The sequence below is a fragment of the Pseudomonas crudilactis genome, from assembly GCF_013433315.1.
GTDB lineage: Bacteria > Pseudomonadota > Gammaproteobacteria > Pseudomonadales > Pseudomonadaceae > Aquipseudomonas > Aquipseudomonas crudilactis.
In genome coordinates, this window is the sequence record NZ_WXVV01000023.1 from 105689 (window position 1) to 124041 (window position 18353).

Genomic DNA, 18353 nt, shown 5'->3' on the forward strand with positions numbered 1-18353 from the left:
ATTCCGCAAACATCCAGAACACATTGTCCACTGTGGGAGCGAGCTTGCTCGCGAAGGCGGCCGGTCAGAGAAGACTGTGTTGACTGACACTCCGCCTTCGCGAGCAAGCTCGCTCCCACAGGGTTTATCAGTGGTGCTGGGAATCAGTTCGCCGCCCAGAAGATGTAATCGGCCTGGTACTTCACCACTTCCTGCTTGCCCTTGTTCGCCGCCGTACATTCGCTGCCCGGCGCCACGCCGCCCTTGAGCGCGACCCGCTGGATGTAACTCACACCCGTCATCGCGCCTTTGCCTTCGGCGGGATTGGCCTTGACCAGTTGATAGGGCAGGTTGCCCGGAGTCGACGGCGCTACGGCCAATTGTGTGCCGGTGACTTTCGAACCGTCCTTGGCCTGCCAGGTGGCCGGCGGGCCGAAGTAGGTGCCGACCTGTTTGCCACTGCGATCATTGAGCACCGCTTTCGGGCCGACAAAGGTCCACTCGGTCTGTCCCGGGGTATTGGCTTTGTCACGGCATTCGTAGGTGATCTCGCCGACCCCGGTGGTCTCCATCGCGATCTTGTGGCCGTCCGGGACTTTGATCGCGTCGGGATAGCTGCTTTGGGCGAAGGTTGAGGCGCTGGCGGTGAGCAAACCGGTGAGGCAGATCAACTGGGTGATGTTCATCAGTATGTTTCTCCGAAAAGGGTAGATCGCTGGCAGCCGAAGAGGGCTGTTACAGGGACTACCCGTGACGGAGGCGTTTGGATGCAGTGCCTGAAAAATAAATTTCAAACCCCACCGATCCCATGTAGGAGTGAGCCTGCTCGCGATGGCGTCGTGTCAGCAAAATCTATATCACTGGAATACCGCTATCGCGAGCAGGCTCACTCCTACAGGGTTTTGTGTCGGACTTGAGGCCGGAGGCGTTCAGGAGTTCCTGGGTGTAGGGGTGTTTGGGCGCGGCAAAGATTTCCCGCGACGAACCTTGTTCAACCACCTTGCCATCCTTGATCACCATCAAGTCATGCGCCAGCGCATGCACCACCGCCAGATCATGGCTGATAAACAAATAGGTCAGCCCATGCCTGATCTGCAATTGCCGCAACAACTCGACCACCTGCTTTTGCACCGTACGATCGAGCGCCGAGGTCGGTTCATCAAGCAGAATCAGCGCCGGTTCCAGCACCAGTGCGCGGGCGATGGAAATGCGCTGGCGCTGCCCACCGGAAAACTCGTGGGGATAACGATGCCGGCTCTGTGGATCGAGGCCGACTTCCTCCAGCACCCGAATCACTGCTGCTTCCCGCTCGGCTTCAGTGCCGATGCCATGGGTCAGCAACCCCTCGGCAATGATCTGCTGCACCGACATCCGTGGGCTGAGGCTGCCGAACGGATCCTGGAACACCACTTGAATCTGCCGCCGCAACGGCCGCATCAAGCGCTGATTGAGCAGGCTCAGTTGCTTGTTGCCGAAACGGATATTGCCCTCCGATTCGACCAGTCGCAGGATCGCTTGGCCTAACGTTGATTTGCCCGAACCCGACTCGCCAACAATCCCCAGCGTCTTGCCCCGTTGCAGGGTGAAACTGACGCCGTCCACCGCTTTGATGTAATCCTGCTGGCGACTGAACAACGCTTTGGGCAACGGAAACCACACCTTTAAGTCATCGACTTCGAGCAGGTTGTGATCGTACTCACTCGGCACCGGCGCGCCGCTCGGTTCGGCCTCGATCAACAAACGACTGTAAGGATGCTGCGGCGCGCGAAACAACGCTTCGCAATCCGCCTGCTCAACGATCTCACCGTGACGCATCACGCACACGCGCTGCGCGATGCGCCGCACCAGATTGAGGTCATGACTGATCAATAGCAGCGACATGCCCAGCCGTTGCTGCAACTCGATCAGCAACTCGAGAATTTTCTGCTGCACCGTGACATCCAGCGCCGTAGTCGGCTCATCGGCGATCAACAGTTCCGGCTCGTTGGCCAGCGCCATGGCGATCATCACTCGTTGCCGCTGCCCACCGGAGAGCTGATGCGGATAGGCTTTCAAACGCTGCAATGGCTGGCGAATACCGACCAGCTCCAGCAACTCCAACGTCCGTTCGCGGGCAGCACGTCCCTTCAGACCTTTGTGAATCTCCAGCACTTCGCTGACTTGCTTTTCCACTGTGTGCAACGGATTGAGCGAGGTCATCGGTTCCTGAAAAATCATCGCAATGCGGTTGCCGCGCAAACCGCGCATCTGCTGCTCGCTGGCGTGCAATAAATCCACGCCGTTATAGCGAATCGCGCCGCTGCTGCTGACGTTCTTGCCCGGCAACAAACGCAGGATCGAATGCGCCGTTACCGACTTGCCCGAACCGGATTCACCGACCAGCGCCAGGCACTCGCCCCGGCGAATATCCAGGTTCAAACCGTGCACTACTTCCTGCCCGGCGAAGGCCACGCGCAGATCGCGAATCTCGATCAAATTGTCTTTCATGTCAGCTCCGGGGATCGAATGCATCACGGCAAGCCTCACCAATAAAAACCAACAAAGACAGAATCAGCGCCAGGGCAAAAAACGCCGTCAGCCCTAGCCACGGCGCTTGCAGATTGCGCTTGGCCTGACCGATCAATTCGCCCAGCGATGCAGTACCGGCCGGCATGCCGAAGCCAAGAAAATCCAGCGCAGTCAGCGTCGCAATCGCACCAGTCAGAATGAATGGCAGATAGGTGAGGGTGGAGGTCATCGCGTTGGGCAGGATGTGCCGGCACATCAGTTCGTTGTCGGTCAGGCCCAGCGCCCGCGCGGCTTTGACGTATTCCAGATTGCGTCCACGCAGAAACTCGGCACGCACCACATCGACCAGCGCCAGCCAGGAAAACAGCGCCATGATCCCCAGCAACCACCAGAAACTCGGCGAGACGAAGCCGGACAAAATGATCAGCAGGTACAGCACCGGCAACCCCGACCAGATCTCCAGCACCCGTTGCCCGAGCAAGTCCACCCAGCCGCCGTAATAACCCTGCAATGCCCCGGCAACGATGCCGATCAACGCACTGATGCCAGTAAGGATCAGCGCGAACAGGATCGAAATCCGCGTGCCGAAAATCACCCGCGCCAACACGTCGCGCGCCTGATCATCGGTGCCCAGCCAATTGCTCGATGACGGCGGACTCGGCGCCGGTTCGCTGAGGTCGTAATTGACCGTGTCGTAGCTGAACGGGATCGGCGGAAACAACATCCAGCCGCCCTGATCCTCAATCAGCTTGTGAACATAGCTGCTGGCGTAATCCGGTTGAAACGGCAGCTCGCCGCCGAAATCGGTTTCCAGGTAATCGCTGAGGATCGGAAAGTAGAAAGCGTCGTGATAACGAATCACCAGCGGCTTGTCGTTGGCGATCAACTCACCTCCAAGGCAAATCAGGCACAGACCGATAAATAGCCATAACGACCAGCGTCCGCGCCGATTGGCTTTGAATTGCGCAACGCGACGCTGACCGAGAGGAGAAAAAGTGAACATCAGGCAGTCCTCGCCGAGAAGTCGATGCGCGGGTCGAGCAGGGTGTAGCAGAGGTCGCCGATCAGCTTGATCAACAGGCCGAAGAGGGTGAACAGAAACAGCGCGCCGAATACCACCGGATAGTCGCGCGACACCGCCGCTTCGTAGCTCATGCGCCCCAAACCATCGAGGTTGAAGATGGTTTCGATCAGCAGGGAGCCGGCGAAAAATACCTCGATCAGCGCCGACGGCACACCGGCCACCACCAGCAACATCGCATTGCGAAACACGTGGCCGTAGAGGACGCGGCGCTCGGTCAAACCCTTGGCCCGCGCGGTGATCACGTACTGGCGGCTGATCTCGTTGAGGAAGCTGTTTTTGGTGAGGATCGTCAGCGTGGCGAAGCCACCGATCACCAGCGCCGTCACCGGCAATACCAGGTGCCAGAGGTAGTCGCCGACCTTCCCCAGCGTGCTGAGGCTGTCGAAGTTATCCGAGACCAGCCCCTGCACTGGAAACCAGTTGACGTAGCTGCCACCGGCAAATACCACGATCAACAGAATCGCGAAGAGGAACGCTGGCATCGCGTAGCCGATGATGATTGCCGTGCTGCTCCAGACATCAAACGCGCTGCCGTTCTTGATCGCTTTGCGAATGCCCAGCGGGATCGAAATCAGGTAGGTGATCAGCGTCGCCCATAAACCCAGCGACAGCGACACCGGCAACTTCTGCACGATCAGATCAGTGACCTTGGCGCCGCGAAAAAAACTGCTGCCCAGATCCAGCTGCGCATAGTTTTTCAGCATCAGCCACAAACGTTCGTGCATCGGTTTGTCGAAGCCGTAATGGTGTTTGATTTCCTCGATCAGCGCCGGGTCGAGACCACGGCTGCTGCGCCCGGCGCCGCCAATCGCGGCAACCTCGCCACCGCCGCCCATCCTGTGCCCGCCGAAGCCTTGCAAGCGGGCGATGGCTTGCTCCACCGGGCCACCCGGCGCAGCCTGCACAATCAGAAAATTCACCACCAGAATGCACAGCAGCGTCGGGATGATCAGCAGCAAACGTCGACTCAGATAACGCAGCATGTCACTGGCCTCCCGCGAGCTGAGTGTGCATCTGCTGGGTGGTCAGCGCCTTGGCCGATACCTCCCACCAGGTGTTGAGGCCTTCGTCGTAGGCCGGTTGCACGGGCGGCATGCCGAAGCGGTTCTGATACACCGTCGGCGTGCCTTTGGAGTAGTAGTTGGGAATCATGTAGTAACCCCATTGCAGCACCCGGTCGAGGGCGCGGGCGTAATGCACCATGGCGTCGCGGGTGTTGGCCTGCACCAGCCCGTCGATCAGTTGATCGACCGCCGGATTGGCCAGCACCATCGAGTTGGAACTGCCGACTTGCGTGGCACTTTGCGAGGCGTACAGGCTGTACAACTCGCGGCCGGGGGAGACGATCGGATCGCCGCTGCGCGGGAAACTGGTGACGATCATGTCGTAGTCGCGGGCGTTGAGGCGGTTGACGTATTGCGCCGAATCGATCCGTCGCAAATTCAGCGTGATGCCGATCTGCGCGAGGGTGCGTTTGAACGGCAGCAACATGCGGTCGAAGCCGCCCTGACCGTCGAGAAAAGTGAACTCAAGTGGCTCGCCAGCAGCATTGACCAGGCGATTGTGTTGCGGCGTCCAGCCAGCCTCGGCGAGCAGCTTCAGCGCTTGCAGTTGCTTGTCGCGGATGTAGCCGCTGCCATCGGTTTTTGGTGCCTGATAAACCTCGGTAAAGACCTCGTCGGGAATCTGCCCGCGGAGCGGTTCGAGGATCTTCAATTCTTCGGCGTCGGGCAGGGTGGTCGCGGCCATTTCGCTCTTTGGCCAGAAGCTGTTCTGGCGCACGTAGAAGCCGCGCATCATCTGCTTGTTGGTCCACTCGAAATCCCACAGCAGGCTGATCGCCTGACGCACGCGGCGATCCTGGAAGATCGGGTTCTGCAGGTTGAACACGAAGCCTTGCGCCGCCGTCGGTTTCTCCGGCGCCAGGATCGACTGCTGCAAGCGACCATCACGCAATGCCGGGCTGTCGTAGCCGACCACGTAACCGGACGAGGAAAATTCGCGGTTGTAGTCGAACGCGCCGGCCTGCAACAACTGGCGGGCGACGTCGGTGTCGCCGTAGAAATTCACCGTGAGGGTGTCGAAGTTGTACATGCCGCGACTGACCGGCAGGTCCTTGCCCCACCAGTCCGGATCGCGCTGGAAACTGATGCTGCGCCCGGCGTCGACCTTGCTTATCCGGTACGGGCCGCTGCCCAGCGGTGGCTCGAAACCGCCGCCATTGGCGAAATCGCGGGTCTTCCACCAGTGTTCGGGGACCACGCGCATCGTCGCCAAGTCTAGCGCCAAGGTGCGGTTGAGGTTGTTTTTGAAGGTGAAACGCACCTGTCGCGGGCCTTCGATCAGCACGTCCTGGACGTCGGCGTATTGCTGGCGATAACTCAGGCTGCCCTTGGTCATCAGCAGGTTGTACGTGTAGCGCACGTCTTCAGCAGTGATCGGCGTACCGTCGGCGAAGCGTGCTTTTGGATTGAGGGTGAAGCGCACCCACAAGCCATCCGGATCGCGCTCGATCTGTTGCGCGACCAGCGCGTAAACCGTGTACGGCTCGTCGAGCGAGCGGAACGCCAGCGGCGCATACACCCAGTCGTTGACCTGCACCACGGAAATGCCCTGATCGGCGTACGGGCTGATGTAGTTGTACTGGCCGATTTCCATCGACGCGCGGCTCAGCGAACCGCCCTTGGGCGCGTTGGGATCGACGAAATCGAAATGCTGGAAATTCGCCGGATACTTCGGCGCCTCGCCGTATACCGTCAGCGCATAACTGCCAGCGGCCAGCGCCGAGGTGCCAGTGCACAGCAGCGCACTGCCGAGCATCAGGCCAGCCATGTTGCGCAAAAAACTCATGAAGTCACTCCTCGAAACCCCTGATAGAACCCGGACCCCATGTGGGAGCGAGCCTGCTCGCGAAGGCGTCTTGTCAGCCGACATCTCTCTTGCTGATCCACCGCTTTCGCGAGCAGGCTCGCTCCCACAGGGGGAGATGTGTTCTGTTTCCGGTTAGAAGTGGTAAGTCATGCGCGCAAACAAGGTGCGCCCCAGCGGGTCGGTGTAACGCGGGTCATAGCCGCTCTGGAAGTTATAAGCCTGGTTGGAGAACGGCGGGTTGCGGTCGAACACGTTCTTCATCCCTGCATCGACATCCAGCACCTTGTTGAAGGTGTAGCCGGCCGACAGGTCCCACACCGAATACGACGCCACGCGCGCGTGGGTATCGCGGTCGTAGTCGTTGTAACCGGTGGTGAAGCGGTTGGTCAGCGCCGCCCGCGCCGCGCCGAAGGTCCAGCTGCCGGTGAGGTTGTGCTTCCAGCGCGCGATCACGCCGTCACCCTGGAAGTCGCCGACCTTGTCAGTGAACGGGCCTTTGATGGTGCTCTGAAAGTCGTACTCGTCAACATAGGTGCCTTGCAGGCCCAGACCGAACTGACCGTACGGCGTGTTCGGGAAGCGATAATCCAGCGACACATCGACACCGTTGGTTTCAACGATGCCAAGGTTGGCGTTGCCGGTGACGATGTAGTTGAGCGTGCCGTCGGCGTTGCGCACGAAGCGATCGGGGTAGGAACCGGCCTGATCAAACACGGTGGATTCCGGGAACGGCTGGATCTGGTTGGAGATGTGAATCCACCAGAAATCCAGACCCACCGACAGGTTATTGATCGGCTGATAGACGAAGCCGAGGGTCACGTTGCGCGCCTTTTCCGGGGCCAGATCTTCGTTGCCGCCGATCTGGTTTAGGAACTGCTGACCGCAATCGCGGCCGCCGTTGCCGCCCGGCTGCACGACGCCGCCGGTACACAGCACCGGGTCGTTGTAGTAGCCCTGAGTGAAAGTGATGCTGCGCGGCGAATACAGCTCGTACAGCGATGGCGCACGGAAGCCTTCGCTGTAGGCGCCACGCACCACCAACTCTTTCAATGGCTGATAACGGAACGAGTATTTCGGGTTGGTGGTGCTGCCGAAGTCGCTGTATTTGTCGTGACGCACGGCGGCGGACAGTTCGAGGCTGTCGAGCACCGGCACGTTGATTTCTGCGTAGGCGGCTTTGACGCTGCGGTCGCCCTCGACGCTGCCGGCCGGGTCGATGCCGAGGCTCTGGATGTCGCCGGCAAACGATTCGAAGTCCTGATGGAATTTCTCTTTGCGGTACTCGCCACCCAGGGCCAGACCGGATGGGCCAGCGCCGAACCAGTCGCCGATTTCACGGCTGATACGACCATCAAAACCGGCGACACGACCCACAGCGGTGGAGTAAGCACCGTGATACGCCGAGTTATCGATGTACTGCTGACCGGCGGCGGACTGTGGGCCGAACGGGTTGAGCAAACCGCTGGCCAGACCGTCGATCATTGCCTGATCACTGACATAACCGCTGGTGACGCTGGAGACGATTTTGTTCTGGTTGTACGAGGCACCGACGTTGTAATCCCAACCGCCGACCAAGCCATCGAAGCTGAGCAAGAAGCGCTGGCTGGTGTTCTGGTCTTTCGATTCGCGCGGGCCGGCAGCAGTTTCACGCCAGTTCACATCGACGGGTTGAGTCGGGTCGAGGGCGAAATCGGTCGGCGCCGGGGTGATGCCATTGCCGGGGTAGTAGGGCGATGAGCCGTCGAGGCTCAGACCGGTCAGTGGTGCAGGGCCGATCGCCGTGGCGTTGTTGTTGCGCGACCAGAAGTATTCGAGGTTGACGTTGTGATCGTCGCCAAGCTTGCCGGTGGTCTTGCCGAAGAACGAGGTCTTCTCGGTCTGTGGCACCAGGTCGATGAATTCACGGGTGCTGAAGCGGCACAAGCCGTCGCGGGCGATCAGGTTCGGCCCGTTGCAATTGCTGTTGGCCAGCGGGTTGGTGGCGTTGCCGTTCTGGCTGTAGTTGCCAGGAAACGCGGTGCCGGAGGTCTGATCGAGACCGCGACCGGGGGCATAGTCGGTGGCGAACGAACGGTCGTTGGCGTCGAGGTTCTGCTGCTTGTTGTAGTTGAACACGCCGAGCACGTTGAAGCGGTCTTCTTCCAGATCGCCGTAACCCCAACTGGCGCTCATGTCTTTGGTTGCACCGCCGCCGCTGTGAGTCGGGGTTTCGCCGCCGAGGGTCAACTGGCCGTCGGTCAGGGATTTCTTGGTGATGAAGTTGATCACGCCGCCGATGGCGTCGGTGCCGTACAGGGCCGAGGCGCCGTCACGCAGCACTTCCACGCGTTCGATGGCGGCAAACGGGATCATGTTCAGATCCACCGCGCCGCCGGCCGAGTTGGTGCCGGACAAGGCGTTGTTGGCCAGGCGTCGACCGTTGAGCAGCACCAGCGTCTTGTTCGCGCCGATGCCGCGCATGTCGGCGAACGAGGCGCCGCCAGTCGCCGCGCCGACCGAGCCTGCGCTGTTGTTGATCGACTGGCTGCCGGTGATGCGCTGCACCAGTTCGGCGGTGGTGGTCACGCCCTGTTTGCGCAGCTCATCGGCCTTGAGAATGGTGATCGGCACCGCCGTTTCCGCATCGACCCGGCGAATCGCCGAGCCGGTCACTTCCACCCGTTGCAGTTGCGTGGTCGGCGCCACCACCGCCGCAGCTGCCGGGACGTTAGCGTTGTCGTCCTCGGCCGCCTGCACAGTCCCGGCGCCCATCCCCATGGCCACCAGATACAACGGAACAAAACGGTGGCGAGAAATCGTTGCCACCAAGGGTTTGAGCGTGAAGCGTGGAGTGTTCATCAGCATGGTTATTTCCGACTTTTTAGACGTTATCGAATTGGCCTTGTGAGCCCCTCATTGCTCCGCTATCGGTGATACCGCGTGCGGAAAACCACTTTCTTCAAGCAAGCCGATCCCCTCCGAAGACGCGTGGCGTTTTTTCGGTCGGCTGGTTGCGACGGGAGTCAGCGAACGGTGGCGGGCGTGTCCCTCAATGCGCGCCCGCCACCGCACTCAATGGGTGGTCATCACCGAAATCTTGGTAATGCCCGAGCGTTCGATCGACGCCATGGCTTTCGCCACCTGGCCGTAATTGACGGCGGAGTCGGCCTGCAACTGCACGCGCACTTCGGCGTCCTTGGCCTTGACCTCCTTGAGGCTGGCCTCCAGCGATTCCGGGGCCAGCTCGGTTTTCGCCAGATAGAACTTGCCGTCCTGATCGACGCTGACCACCACCGGGTCTTTCTTTTCGGCGGGGGCGACGGCGTCGGTTTTCGGCAGGTTCACCTTGATCGCGTTGGTCATCAGCGGCGCGGTGACGATGAACACCACCAACAGCACGAGCATCACGTCGACCAGCGGCGTGACGTTCATTTCGCTGAGCACTTCATCGCTGTCCTGAGTAGAAAAAGACATCAGCTGGCCTCCCGCACGGCGGCTGTGGTTTTGCTGGCGATGGCCTGACGGCTGATGGAAAACGCGCTGCGCGAGGCGAGGGCGTCGAAGTCGTGGGCGAAGTCATCCATGTCGGCCGAAGCAAGTTTCAAACGACGCAGGAAAAAGTTGTAAATCAGCACCGCCGGTACGGCGACGGCGATACCGACGCCGGTGGCGATCAGCGCGTGACCGATCGGCCCGGCGACTGCTTCAAGGCTGGCCGAGCCGGTTTCGCCGATGCTTTTCAGCGCTTCCATGATTCCCCACACGGTGCCGAACAAACCAATGAACGGCGCGGTGCTGCCGATACTGGCGAGGATCGCCTGGCCGTTTTCCAGCGAGCGGCGTTCCTTCTGGATCTGCTGGCGCAGGTTGCGTTCCAGGCGATCCGAACGGTTGATGGTGTGCGCCAGTTGTTGCGTGGTGCGCGGCGAATCTTCCACCAGCAGCGCCTCGAAACCGCTGCTGGCGATGCGCGCCAGCGAACCCGGATACTGGCTGGCGTGTTCGGCGGCGGTGAGCAGATCCGGCGCGCCCCAGAAGGCTTTGCTGAACTGTTTGTTCTGCGCTTTCTGGCGCAGGTACTGCGCCGACTTGACCAGCAGGATCGCCCAGCTGACCACGGAAAACAGCACCAGACCCCAGAGCACGCCGGGGACAATCATCGAAGACAAATCGTTCATGGTGATACCTCGCTTGCGTTATTCGGTTGTGCGTTGATTGAGCATTCGGTTATTGCGGCAATTTGAAATCGATGGTCTGCGTGGCGAAGCCGTCGATCGGCGTGTCACCGCGTTTGGCCGGAATAAATTTCCAGTTCTTCACGGCGGCAACGGCGGCGTCATCCAGTTGCGGCTTGCCGCTGGATTTGGTCACCGTCACCGAGCCGGCGCGACCGTTGGCCAGCACTTGAATGCGCAGCACCACGCTGCCTTCCCAGTTGCGTCGCAGGGCCAGCGACGGGTATTCCGGTGGCGGGTTGCCGAGGCTGGCGAGGCCGGAAACAGCTGCCGATTCCTTCACCGGACCGGGCGCGGCGGCAGGGGCCGGTGGCGCGCTCGGGGTGGCTGGCGCAGCGGGTGCAGCCGGTTGTGCCGGGGCCGGTGGCGCTTTCGGCGGCTCGACCTTTTTCACCGGTTTCGGCTTCTCGACCGGTTTCGGTTTTTCGATCGGCTTGGGTTTCTCCACCGGTTTCGGTGGTGGCTTGACCGCGTCTTCGTCTTCCACCGGTTGTTCAGGTTCCGGCGGCGGTGGCGGAGGAGGCGGGGGTGGTGGTTCCGGCGTCGGCGGTGCCGGTGGCGTCGGGCTGGTCAGCTCGACGGTCATTTCCGGAATCTGCGGCGGCGTTGGCAATGGCTCTGTTCTGGACTGCTGGAGAAACCACCAGGCGCCGCCATGTATCAGCGCCGACACAGCCACCAGTAACACCATCTGCTGTTTATTCAGCCCGCCGGGTTGTGAGGTATTGGCTTTAAACGCCGGCCTGTCCGGTGGTGGCGGGACTGGCGCTTCGCGCAACGGCCCCGGCAGGGATCTGTGCTTTACCGCATCGTTCATTAAAGCTCCCTCGGGTTGATGAAGGGCAATAAGGTGCCGTCCGAACATCCGGGAGATGTTCGAGTGGGTGGGTGTAACTTTTTACAAGGTGTGCAGAAGCCGATAGTTGAACTATCCGGTGAACAAGGCTTGTGCAAACTTACTGGCTTGGCGCTATCGACTTCGAGTGTTCATTAGCCATTCCCTGGTTGTTCTTCTATTGCGTAAGACAACGGTCGGTGTCTCATGCTTGTTACACATAGCAACCGCTGTGCCACATGTTGCTGAAATGTAGAGTGCGTATTTCATGAGTGTTACCGATGTCGCATTTATATAAGTTTTACCCTTGTCGTGGTTTTTCCATGGCGCGCAGATTCCCGTGACTCCGGTTGAGGGAGCTTTTTCACAGGCGAGTCAGGCTGTGCGCCATATCACGCCGGTTGGCGGGATAGAGCGCCTGCGCAGCTGGCGGCCAGGGCACTTGCTGGTGCGCGGCGGACTGAATTGGTGCGGGTCAATGTTTTAGCGGCTCACGGGGCATGTTCCTTGTTGTTGTTTAAATGAAATCGCTATTTGAAGTATTGAATAGTTGAAACCCGTGGAGCAGTTTTGGTGCGCTTGCAATGGCGCTGAAAGTTATTGTTCGACAATCCTGCTGTCATTCAATACACACTGCGTTTGTGCAATAACTGCTCGAGTGTTATTTAAAAAATAAATAGCACGCTGCCGTCGGCCAATAACTCATTGGCGAACGCAGTGCGCTGTCGAGGTTTCAGGTAATAAAGTAAGTGTGAAGGCAGCCGGGACTGTTCGGATGAACTCGGCGGCGAACGGATAAATGCAAAGAGGCTGTGATGCGGCAGAGCGTTTGAAGATTCACGCGGTGAACTCCTTGTTGCCAGCTCGGATACGCGAACTTTTGGTTCGGTATCGCACCTTACAAGAACGCGGATAGCGTTCGATGATTGCTCTTGGTGCGGGATGGGCACCGCCAGCGCTGTTTTGCGAGGTTTGAATTCGCAAGTCGCGAGTGCATGGGAAAACCGTGCCAAAACCGATACACAGACAGATTTTTTCTACACCCACGCTACAGCCATCTACCCTGTGGCAATGGTCTTTTCGGGGGGATTGGATATGTACCAGCTCTATGGGCACAGAAATTCAGGCGCAGCCGCCATCGAAGCGGCGCTGGAGCTGTGCCAGATCGCTTACCGTTTCATTGATATCGAAGCCAGCACCGAAGCCGCCGAGGCGCTGGCTCAGCTCAATCCACTCAAGCAGATACCGACCTTGCAACTGCCTGACGGCAGCGCCATCACCGAGAGCGCGGCGATCCTGATTCATCTGGGCCTGACGTTTCCCAAGTCCGGCCTGCTGCCGGCCAAGGCGAATGATCGTGATCAGGCCATTCGCGGTCTGGTCTACATCGTCAGTAACTGTTACGCGGCGATCGGCGTCGTCGATTACCCGGAGCGCTGGCTGCTGATGCCCGACGAAGCCTCGCGGCAGAATCTGATTGCCGGTGCGCGTGAGCGATTGCACTGGAGCTGGGAGGTGTTTGCCGACCAGTTTTCTGCCGAGCTGTATCTGGATGACGAAACGCCGGGGGCACTGGATGTGCTGGCGGCAGTAGTGACGCGTTGGGCGGGGAGCCGCGAGCATTTACGGCAGGCGCGACCGGGGTTTTATGCGTGGTTGCAGCGGATTGACCGGCATCCGGTGCTGGCACCGGTGTTTGCCCGGCATTGGCCTGCCTGAGCACCAAAGAACCCTGTGGGAGCGAGCTTGCTCGCGAAAGCGTAGTGTCAGTCGACGCTTGTTATTCTGACCCACCGCTTTCGCGAGCAAGCTCGCTCCCACAGGGTTAGGGGATGATTCTGAAAAGTTATTCCCCGCGAATGTACTGCTCCAGCTGCTTGATCAGCTCTGCCTGTTCGGCAATCGCTTCCTTGACCAGGTCACCGATCGACAGCAAGCCGATCAACTTGCCGTTCTCCACCACCGGCAAGTGGCGCAGGCGTTTGTCGGACATGATGCCCAAGCAGGTGTCGACGGTTTGGTGGGTGTCGACGGTGATCACGTTCGCCACCATGATGTCGCGCACCGGTGTGCCGACCGATGAGCGGCCATGCAGCACCAGTTTGCGCGCGTAGTCCCGCTCGCTGATGATGCCGACCACCTTATCGTCTTCGACCACCAGCAAGGCACCGACGTTTTTCTCGGCCATCTTCATCAGCGCTTCGAGCACCATGTGATCAGGTTTGATCTGGTGCACTTCCTGATTTTTCTGATCTTTGAGCTTGAGCAGTTGGGCGACGGTCTTCATGGCGGTTACTCAGGTGTTGTCGTTGTTCTCCAAGCATCGTAGACGCAAGCGCGCAGGGCAAGGTGGCAAAGCGGCAGATAACACGCAAAAAACGTCATTTGCCGGGTTTTTCCGTGGCTGATGGCGATTTATCGCCAGGGCCATCCCGCGTAATGCCGCGTAGAATGCCTCTCTGATTCAATTCCTGAGGTTGCAGTGGTGGATTTACCGCAGGGCTTCGTCCTGACCCGGCATTGGCGCGACACCCCGGCCGGCACCGAAGTCGAGTTCTGGCTGGCGACCGACGCCGGGCCGCGCCGTGTGCGCTTGCCGCATCAGCCGTCGGTGGCGTTTATACCCGCCGAGCAGCGCGCAGCGGCCGAACGTCTGCTGCACGACGAAAAGAACGTCGAACTGCGCCCGCTGGCCCTGCAGGATTTTGAGCATCGCCCGGTGCTGGGTCTGTATTGCCAGCAACACGGCCAGTTGATGCGCCTGGAAACCGCGCTCAACCGCAACGGGGTCGACGTCTTCGAAGCCGACGTACGCCCGCCGGAACGCTACCTGATGGAGCGCTTTATCACCGCGCCGGTGCGGTTCAGCGGTACGCCCGATGCCGACGGCGTGTTGCTCAACGCCCAGCTCAAACCCGACCCCGATTACCGACCGAAACTGCGACTGGTCTCGCTGGACATCGAAACCACCGAAACCGGTGAGTTGTATTCGATCGGCCTCGAAGGCTGCGGCGAACGTCAGGTGTACATGCTCGGCGCGCCGAACGGCGACGCCAGCATCGTCGATTTCGACCTCGAATACTGCGACTCGCGCACGGTCATTCTGAAGAAGCTCAACGACTGGTTCGCCCGCCACGACCCCGATGCGATCATCGGCTGGAACGTCGTGCAGTTCGATTTGCGCATCCTTCACGAACACGCACGGCGCCTCGGTGTGCCGCTGAAGATCGGTCGTGGCGGTGAAGAAATGCAATGGCGTGAACACGGCAGCCGTAATCATTATTTCGCCTCGGCAGCGGGGCGGCTGATCATCGACGGCATCGAGTCCTTGCGTTCGGCAACCTGGAGTTTCCCTTCGTTCAGTCTGGAAAACGTCGCGCAAACCCTGCTCGGCGAAGGCAAGTCGATCGATAACCCGTACCAGCGCATGGACGAGATCAACCGCATGTTCGCCGAGGACAAACCGGCGCTGGCCAAGTACAACCTCAAGGATTGCGAACTGGTCACGCGGATCTTCGCTAAGACCGAACTACTGACCTTCTTGCTCGAGCGCGCCAGCGTCACCGGATTGCCAGCGGACCGCAGCGGCGGCTCGGTGGCGGCGTTCACCCATCTGTATATGCCGTTGATGCACCGACAGGGTTTTGTTGCGCCGAACCTCGGCACCAATCCGCCGCAGGCCAGCCCCGGCGGATTTGTCATGGACTCGCAACCGGGGCTGTACGAATCGGTGCTGGTGCTCGATTACAAGAGCCTTTATCCGTCAATCATCCGCACCTTTCTGATTGACCCAGTGGGCCTCATTGAAGGCCTGCAACACCCGGATGACGCCGATTCCGTGGCGGGTTTCCGTGGTGCCCGATTCTCGCGCACCCGCCATTGTCTGCCGTCGATCGTCTCGCGCGTTGCCGAGGGTCGTGAGACCGCCAAACGTGAGCACAACGCACCGCTGTCGCAGGCACTGAAGATCATCATGAACGCCTTCTACGGCGTACTCGGCTCCAGTGGTTGCCGCTTCTTCGATACGCGGCTGGCGTCATCGATCACCCTGCGCGGACACGAGATCATGCTGCGCACGCGCAAGCTGATCGAAGAGCAAGGCCACGCGGTGATTTACGGCGATACCGACTCGACGTTTGTCTGGCTGCGTCGCCCGCATGGACAGGAAGAGGCGGCGAACATCGGTCATGCGCTGGTCAAACACGTCAATGATTGGTGGCGCGCGCATGTGCGTGAAGAATATGGCCTGGAAAGCGCCCTCGAACTGCAGTTCGAAATTCACTACAAACGCTTTCTGATGCCGACCATTCGCGGCGCGGAGGAGGGCAGCAAAAAACGTTATGCCGGCCTCGTCACCCGTGCCGACGGCAGCGATGAAATGGTCTACAAAGGCCTGGAAACCGTACGCACCGACTGGTCGCTGCTGGCCCGGCAGTTTCAGCAGGAGCTCTACGAACGGATTTTCCAGCGCAAGCCGTATCAGGATTACGTGCGTGACTACGTGCGCAAAACCCTCGCCGGTGAATTCGATGATCGCCTGGTCTACCGCAAACGTCTGCGCCGCACCCTCGACGATTACGAGCGCAACGTGCCGCCCCACGTGCGCGCCGCACGGCTGGCCGACGATTACAACGCGCAACACGGGCGACCACGGCAATACCAGAACGGTGGCTGGATCAGCTATGTCATCACCCTGGCCGGTCCCGAGCCGCTGGAGGTGCGCCGCGCCGCCATCGACTACGACCACTACATCACTCGGCAATTGCAACCGGTGGCGGATGCGATTCTGCCGTTTGTCGACGACGACTTTTCAACCCTGATCGGGGGGCAACTGGGCCTGTTTTGAGTCCAGCAGTTGCAGCGTCCATTCATCGAGAATGCCGTGGAAGTAGCGTTCCAGCGCCTGATTGAACACGCTGTCTTCAGCGGCAAATTGGGCGAACAGGGTCATCGAGGAATGGAATTTCAGGTCATCGGGATGGCCGAAAATCTCCGCGATTGAACGCTGTTGCACCTTCAGCACTAACTGCGTGCAGGTGCGCAGCCGTGCGCCGAGCAACTCATGGGCCAGATAAGCGCGGGCTTCCTCGGCTGAGCCGATGGCGAAGCGCCGGGACATTTCACTGCCGCCCAGACCCGCGAACTGCGGGAAGACAAACCACATCCAGTGGCTGCGCTTGCGGCCCTCATCGAGCTCGCGTTGCACGCGCTCGAACACCGGGTCCTGAGCCTGGACAAAACGTTGCAGGTTGAACGGGTCGTACTGATCAGTGCTTCTCATCGCGAAGCCCTCGCCAGCCGCTGGCTCAAACCATGGCCAGCCGCTGCTTGCGTTGTGGCGCTTGAAACGCCTGGTCCAGCGCCGCCAGATCCCCGGCCTCCAGTTGCAGTTGCGCGGCTTGTGCATTGAGTTGCACGTGTTCCGGCCGTACAGCCTTGGGAATCGCAATCACCCCATCCTGACGCAGAATCCACGCCAGCGAAACCTGCGCGGGGGTTACGCCATGACGAGCGGCAATCTCATTCAGCAGCGGTTCAGCCAGCATCGCGCCGCCCTGGCCAATCGGACAGTAGGCCATCAGTGGCATGCGCTGGTGTTGGCACCACGGCAACAGATCGAACTCGATGCCGCGCTCTTCCAGGTTGTACAGCACCTGATTGGTCGCGCAGGCGGAACTGGAGAGTTCTTCGAGGTCATCGACATCGAAATTCGACACGCCCCAACGGCCGATCTTGCCATCCTCGCGCAGGCGTTCGAAAGCTTCGACGGTTTCTTCCAGCGGATACTGGCCACGCCAATGCAACAGATAGAGGTCGATGTAATCGGTCTCGAGCCGCCGCAGACTGCGCTCACAGGCCTGCGGGATGCCCTTGCGGCTGGCGTTGTGCGGGTAGACCTTGCTCACCAGAAACACCTGATCGCGTATGCCGGCAATGGCTTCGCCAACGACTGATTCGGCACCGCCCTCGGCGTACATTTCTGCCGTGTCGATCAGGCTCATGCCCAGCTCGATCCCCGTGCGCAGGGCCGCGACTTCACGCTTGTGCGCCGAGCGGTCTTCGCCCATGCGCCAGGTGCCTTGGCCAATGACTGGAACCTGGACGCCGGCCAGTTCGAGGGTACGCATGCAAACCTCCTTGCTGAATGTGTCGATACCTTTTAGTGGGCAGCAGGATAGCTCAGGGGTTCCTTCATCTACTCGTACAGGTGCGCAAGAAGTTGCGCAGTGCCTCGCCTGTTTTCACCCGGGAAAGTCTCTACAGGCCGCGTAGCTCGTGGTCTCCAGCCAAGTGCGCAACTTCTTGCACACCACTGCGCAAGAAGTTGCGCACTTTCCCTTGTTTTTCATTGGCTTAATCACAGGAAAAGATCAGTCGATGAGCTCGGGGCCTTGATCTGTATGGGTTGCATAAAAGCTGGCATGAAGTTTGATGGCGCATAGCCATCCTTTTCAGGCAATGGTGCCTGAGAGGTATGTCTTTCAAGCAAGGAGAGCATCCCATGGCAACACCAGCGTACATGTCCGTTACTGGCGAAAAACAAGGCCTGATCACTGCAGGCGCTTTCACCGCTGACTCCGTAGGCAACACCTACCAGGAAGGCCACGAAGACCAGGTTATGGTGCAGGCTTTCACCCACGACGTGATCATCCCGCGTGACCCGCAATCCGGTCAGCCAACCGGTCAGCGCGTGCACAAGCCAGTGGTGATCACCAAGGTCTATGACAAGGCTTCGCCTCTGCTGCAAGCGGCTCTGACCTCCGGCGAGCGCATGAGCGAAATCGTTATCCAGTGGTTCCGTACTTCTGCTCAAGGCACCCAAGAGCACTACTACACCACCAAACTGGAAGACGCGATCATC

General features: G+C 59.9%; 15 protein-coding genes. 3 read left to right on the plus strand and 12 right to left on the minus strand.

Annotated elements, in window-relative coordinates; all coding sequences use genetic code 11:
* Positions 1-143 precede the first annotated feature (143 nt).
* The 9 genes from GTU76_RS23130 to GTU76_RS23170 form a co-directional block, all read right to left on the minus strand.
* Positions 144-665 (minus strand): DUF3455 domain-containing protein, encoded by a 522-nt coding sequence (locus GTU76_RS23130; RefSeq protein ID WP_175553763.1) that lies wholly within the window; start codon positions 663-665, stop codon positions 144-146.
* 166 nt (positions 666-831) lie between these two features.
* Positions 832-2466, minus strand: a complete 1635-nt coding sequence (locus GTU76_RS23135) for an ABC transporter ATP-binding protein (RefSeq protein WP_180699690.1) — start codon at positions 2464-2466, stop codon at positions 832-834.
* 1 nt (position 2467) lies between these two features.
* The gene (locus GTU76_RS23140) at positions 2468-3490 is read right to left on the minus strand and encodes an ABC transporter permease (RefSeq protein WP_180699691.1); all 1023 of its coding nucleotides are present in this window, start codon (positions 3488-3490) and stop codon (positions 2468-2470) included.
* Positions 3490-4554 (minus strand): microcin C ABC transporter permease YejB, encoded by a 1065-nt coding sequence (locus tag GTU76_RS23145; protein WP_180699692.1) that lies wholly within the window; start codon positions 4552-4554, stop codon positions 3490-3492. Before GTU76_RS23145 ends, GTU76_RS23140 begins: the two co-directional genes overlap by 1 nt.
* A gap of 1 nt (position 4555) precedes the next feature.
* Entirely contained in the window at positions 4556-6421 is a 1866-nt protein-coding gene (locus GTU76_RS23150; RefSeq protein WP_175553767.1) for an extracellular solute-binding protein, read from the minus strand.
* A gap of 153 nt (positions 6422-6574) precedes the next feature.
* The gene (locus tag GTU76_RS23155) at positions 6575-9286 is read right to left on the minus strand and encodes a TonB-dependent receptor (RefSeq protein WP_180699693.1); all 2712 of its coding nucleotides are present in this window, start codon (positions 9284-9286) and stop codon (positions 6575-6577) included.
* A gap of 207 nt (positions 9287-9493) precedes the next feature.
* Positions 9494-9895, minus strand: coding sequence for an ExbD/TolR family protein (locus tag GTU76_RS23160; RefSeq protein WP_007918272.1), 402 nt, complete (start codon positions 9893-9895; stop codon positions 9494-9496).
* Entirely contained in the window at positions 9895-10581 is a 687-nt protein-coding gene (locus GTU76_RS23165) for a MotA/TolQ/ExbB proton channel family protein (protein ID WP_371748312.1), read from the minus strand. The genes GTU76_RS23160 and GTU76_RS23165 overlap by 1 nt, the downstream gene beginning before the upstream one ends.
* Before the next feature lie 67 nt (positions 10582-10648).
* The gene (locus tag GTU76_RS23170; RefSeq protein WP_180699694.1) at positions 10649-11473 is read right to left on the minus strand and encodes an energy transducer TonB; all 825 of its coding nucleotides are present in this window, start codon (positions 11471-11473) and stop codon (positions 10649-10651) included.
* Between the two features lie 1113 nt (positions 11474-12586).
* On the opposite strand from GTU76_RS23170, the gene GTU76_RS23175 reads away from it, so the two are divergent.
* Positions 12587-13210 (plus strand): glutathione S-transferase N-terminal domain-containing protein, encoded by a 624-nt coding sequence (locus GTU76_RS23175; RefSeq protein WP_180699695.1) that lies wholly within the window; start codon positions 12587-12589, stop codon positions 13208-13210.
* A gap of 127 nt (positions 13211-13337) precedes the next feature.
* On the opposite strand, the gene GTU76_RS23180 is transcribed toward GTU76_RS23175, so the two are convergent.
* A complete protein-coding gene (locus GTU76_RS23180; RefSeq protein ID WP_008084932.1) occupies positions 13338-13778 on the minus strand; it encodes a CBS domain-containing protein in 441 nt (146 codons plus the stop codon).
* Between the two features lie 198 nt (positions 13779-13976).
* On the opposite strand from GTU76_RS23180, the gene GTU76_RS23185 reads away from it, so the two are divergent.
* Positions 13977-16337: a DNA polymerase II gene (locus tag GTU76_RS23185; protein ID WP_180699696.1), complete on the plus strand. Its 2361-nt coding sequence runs from the start codon at positions 13977-13979 to the stop codon at positions 16335-16337.
* Here the strand turns inward: GTU76_RS23185 and GTU76_RS23190 are convergent.
* A complete protein-coding gene (locus tag GTU76_RS23190; protein WP_016983991.1) occupies positions 16302-16772 on the minus strand; it encodes a DUF1810 domain-containing protein in 471 nt (156 codons plus the stop codon). The genes GTU76_RS23185 and GTU76_RS23190 overlap by 36 nt on opposite strands.
* Before the next feature lie 25 nt (positions 16773-16797).
* The gene (locus GTU76_RS23195) at positions 16798-17619 is read right to left on the minus strand and encodes an aldo/keto reductase (protein ID WP_016983992.1); all 822 of its coding nucleotides are present in this window, start codon (positions 17617-17619) and stop codon (positions 16798-16800) included.
* A 374-nt stretch (positions 17620-17993) separates the two neighbouring features.
* On the opposite strand from GTU76_RS23195, the gene GTU76_RS23200 reads away from it, so the two are divergent.
* The coding region (locus tag GTU76_RS23200; RefSeq protein ID WP_180699697.1) for an Hcp family type VI secretion system effector at positions 17994-18353 on the plus strand (360 nt) is incomplete at its 3' end.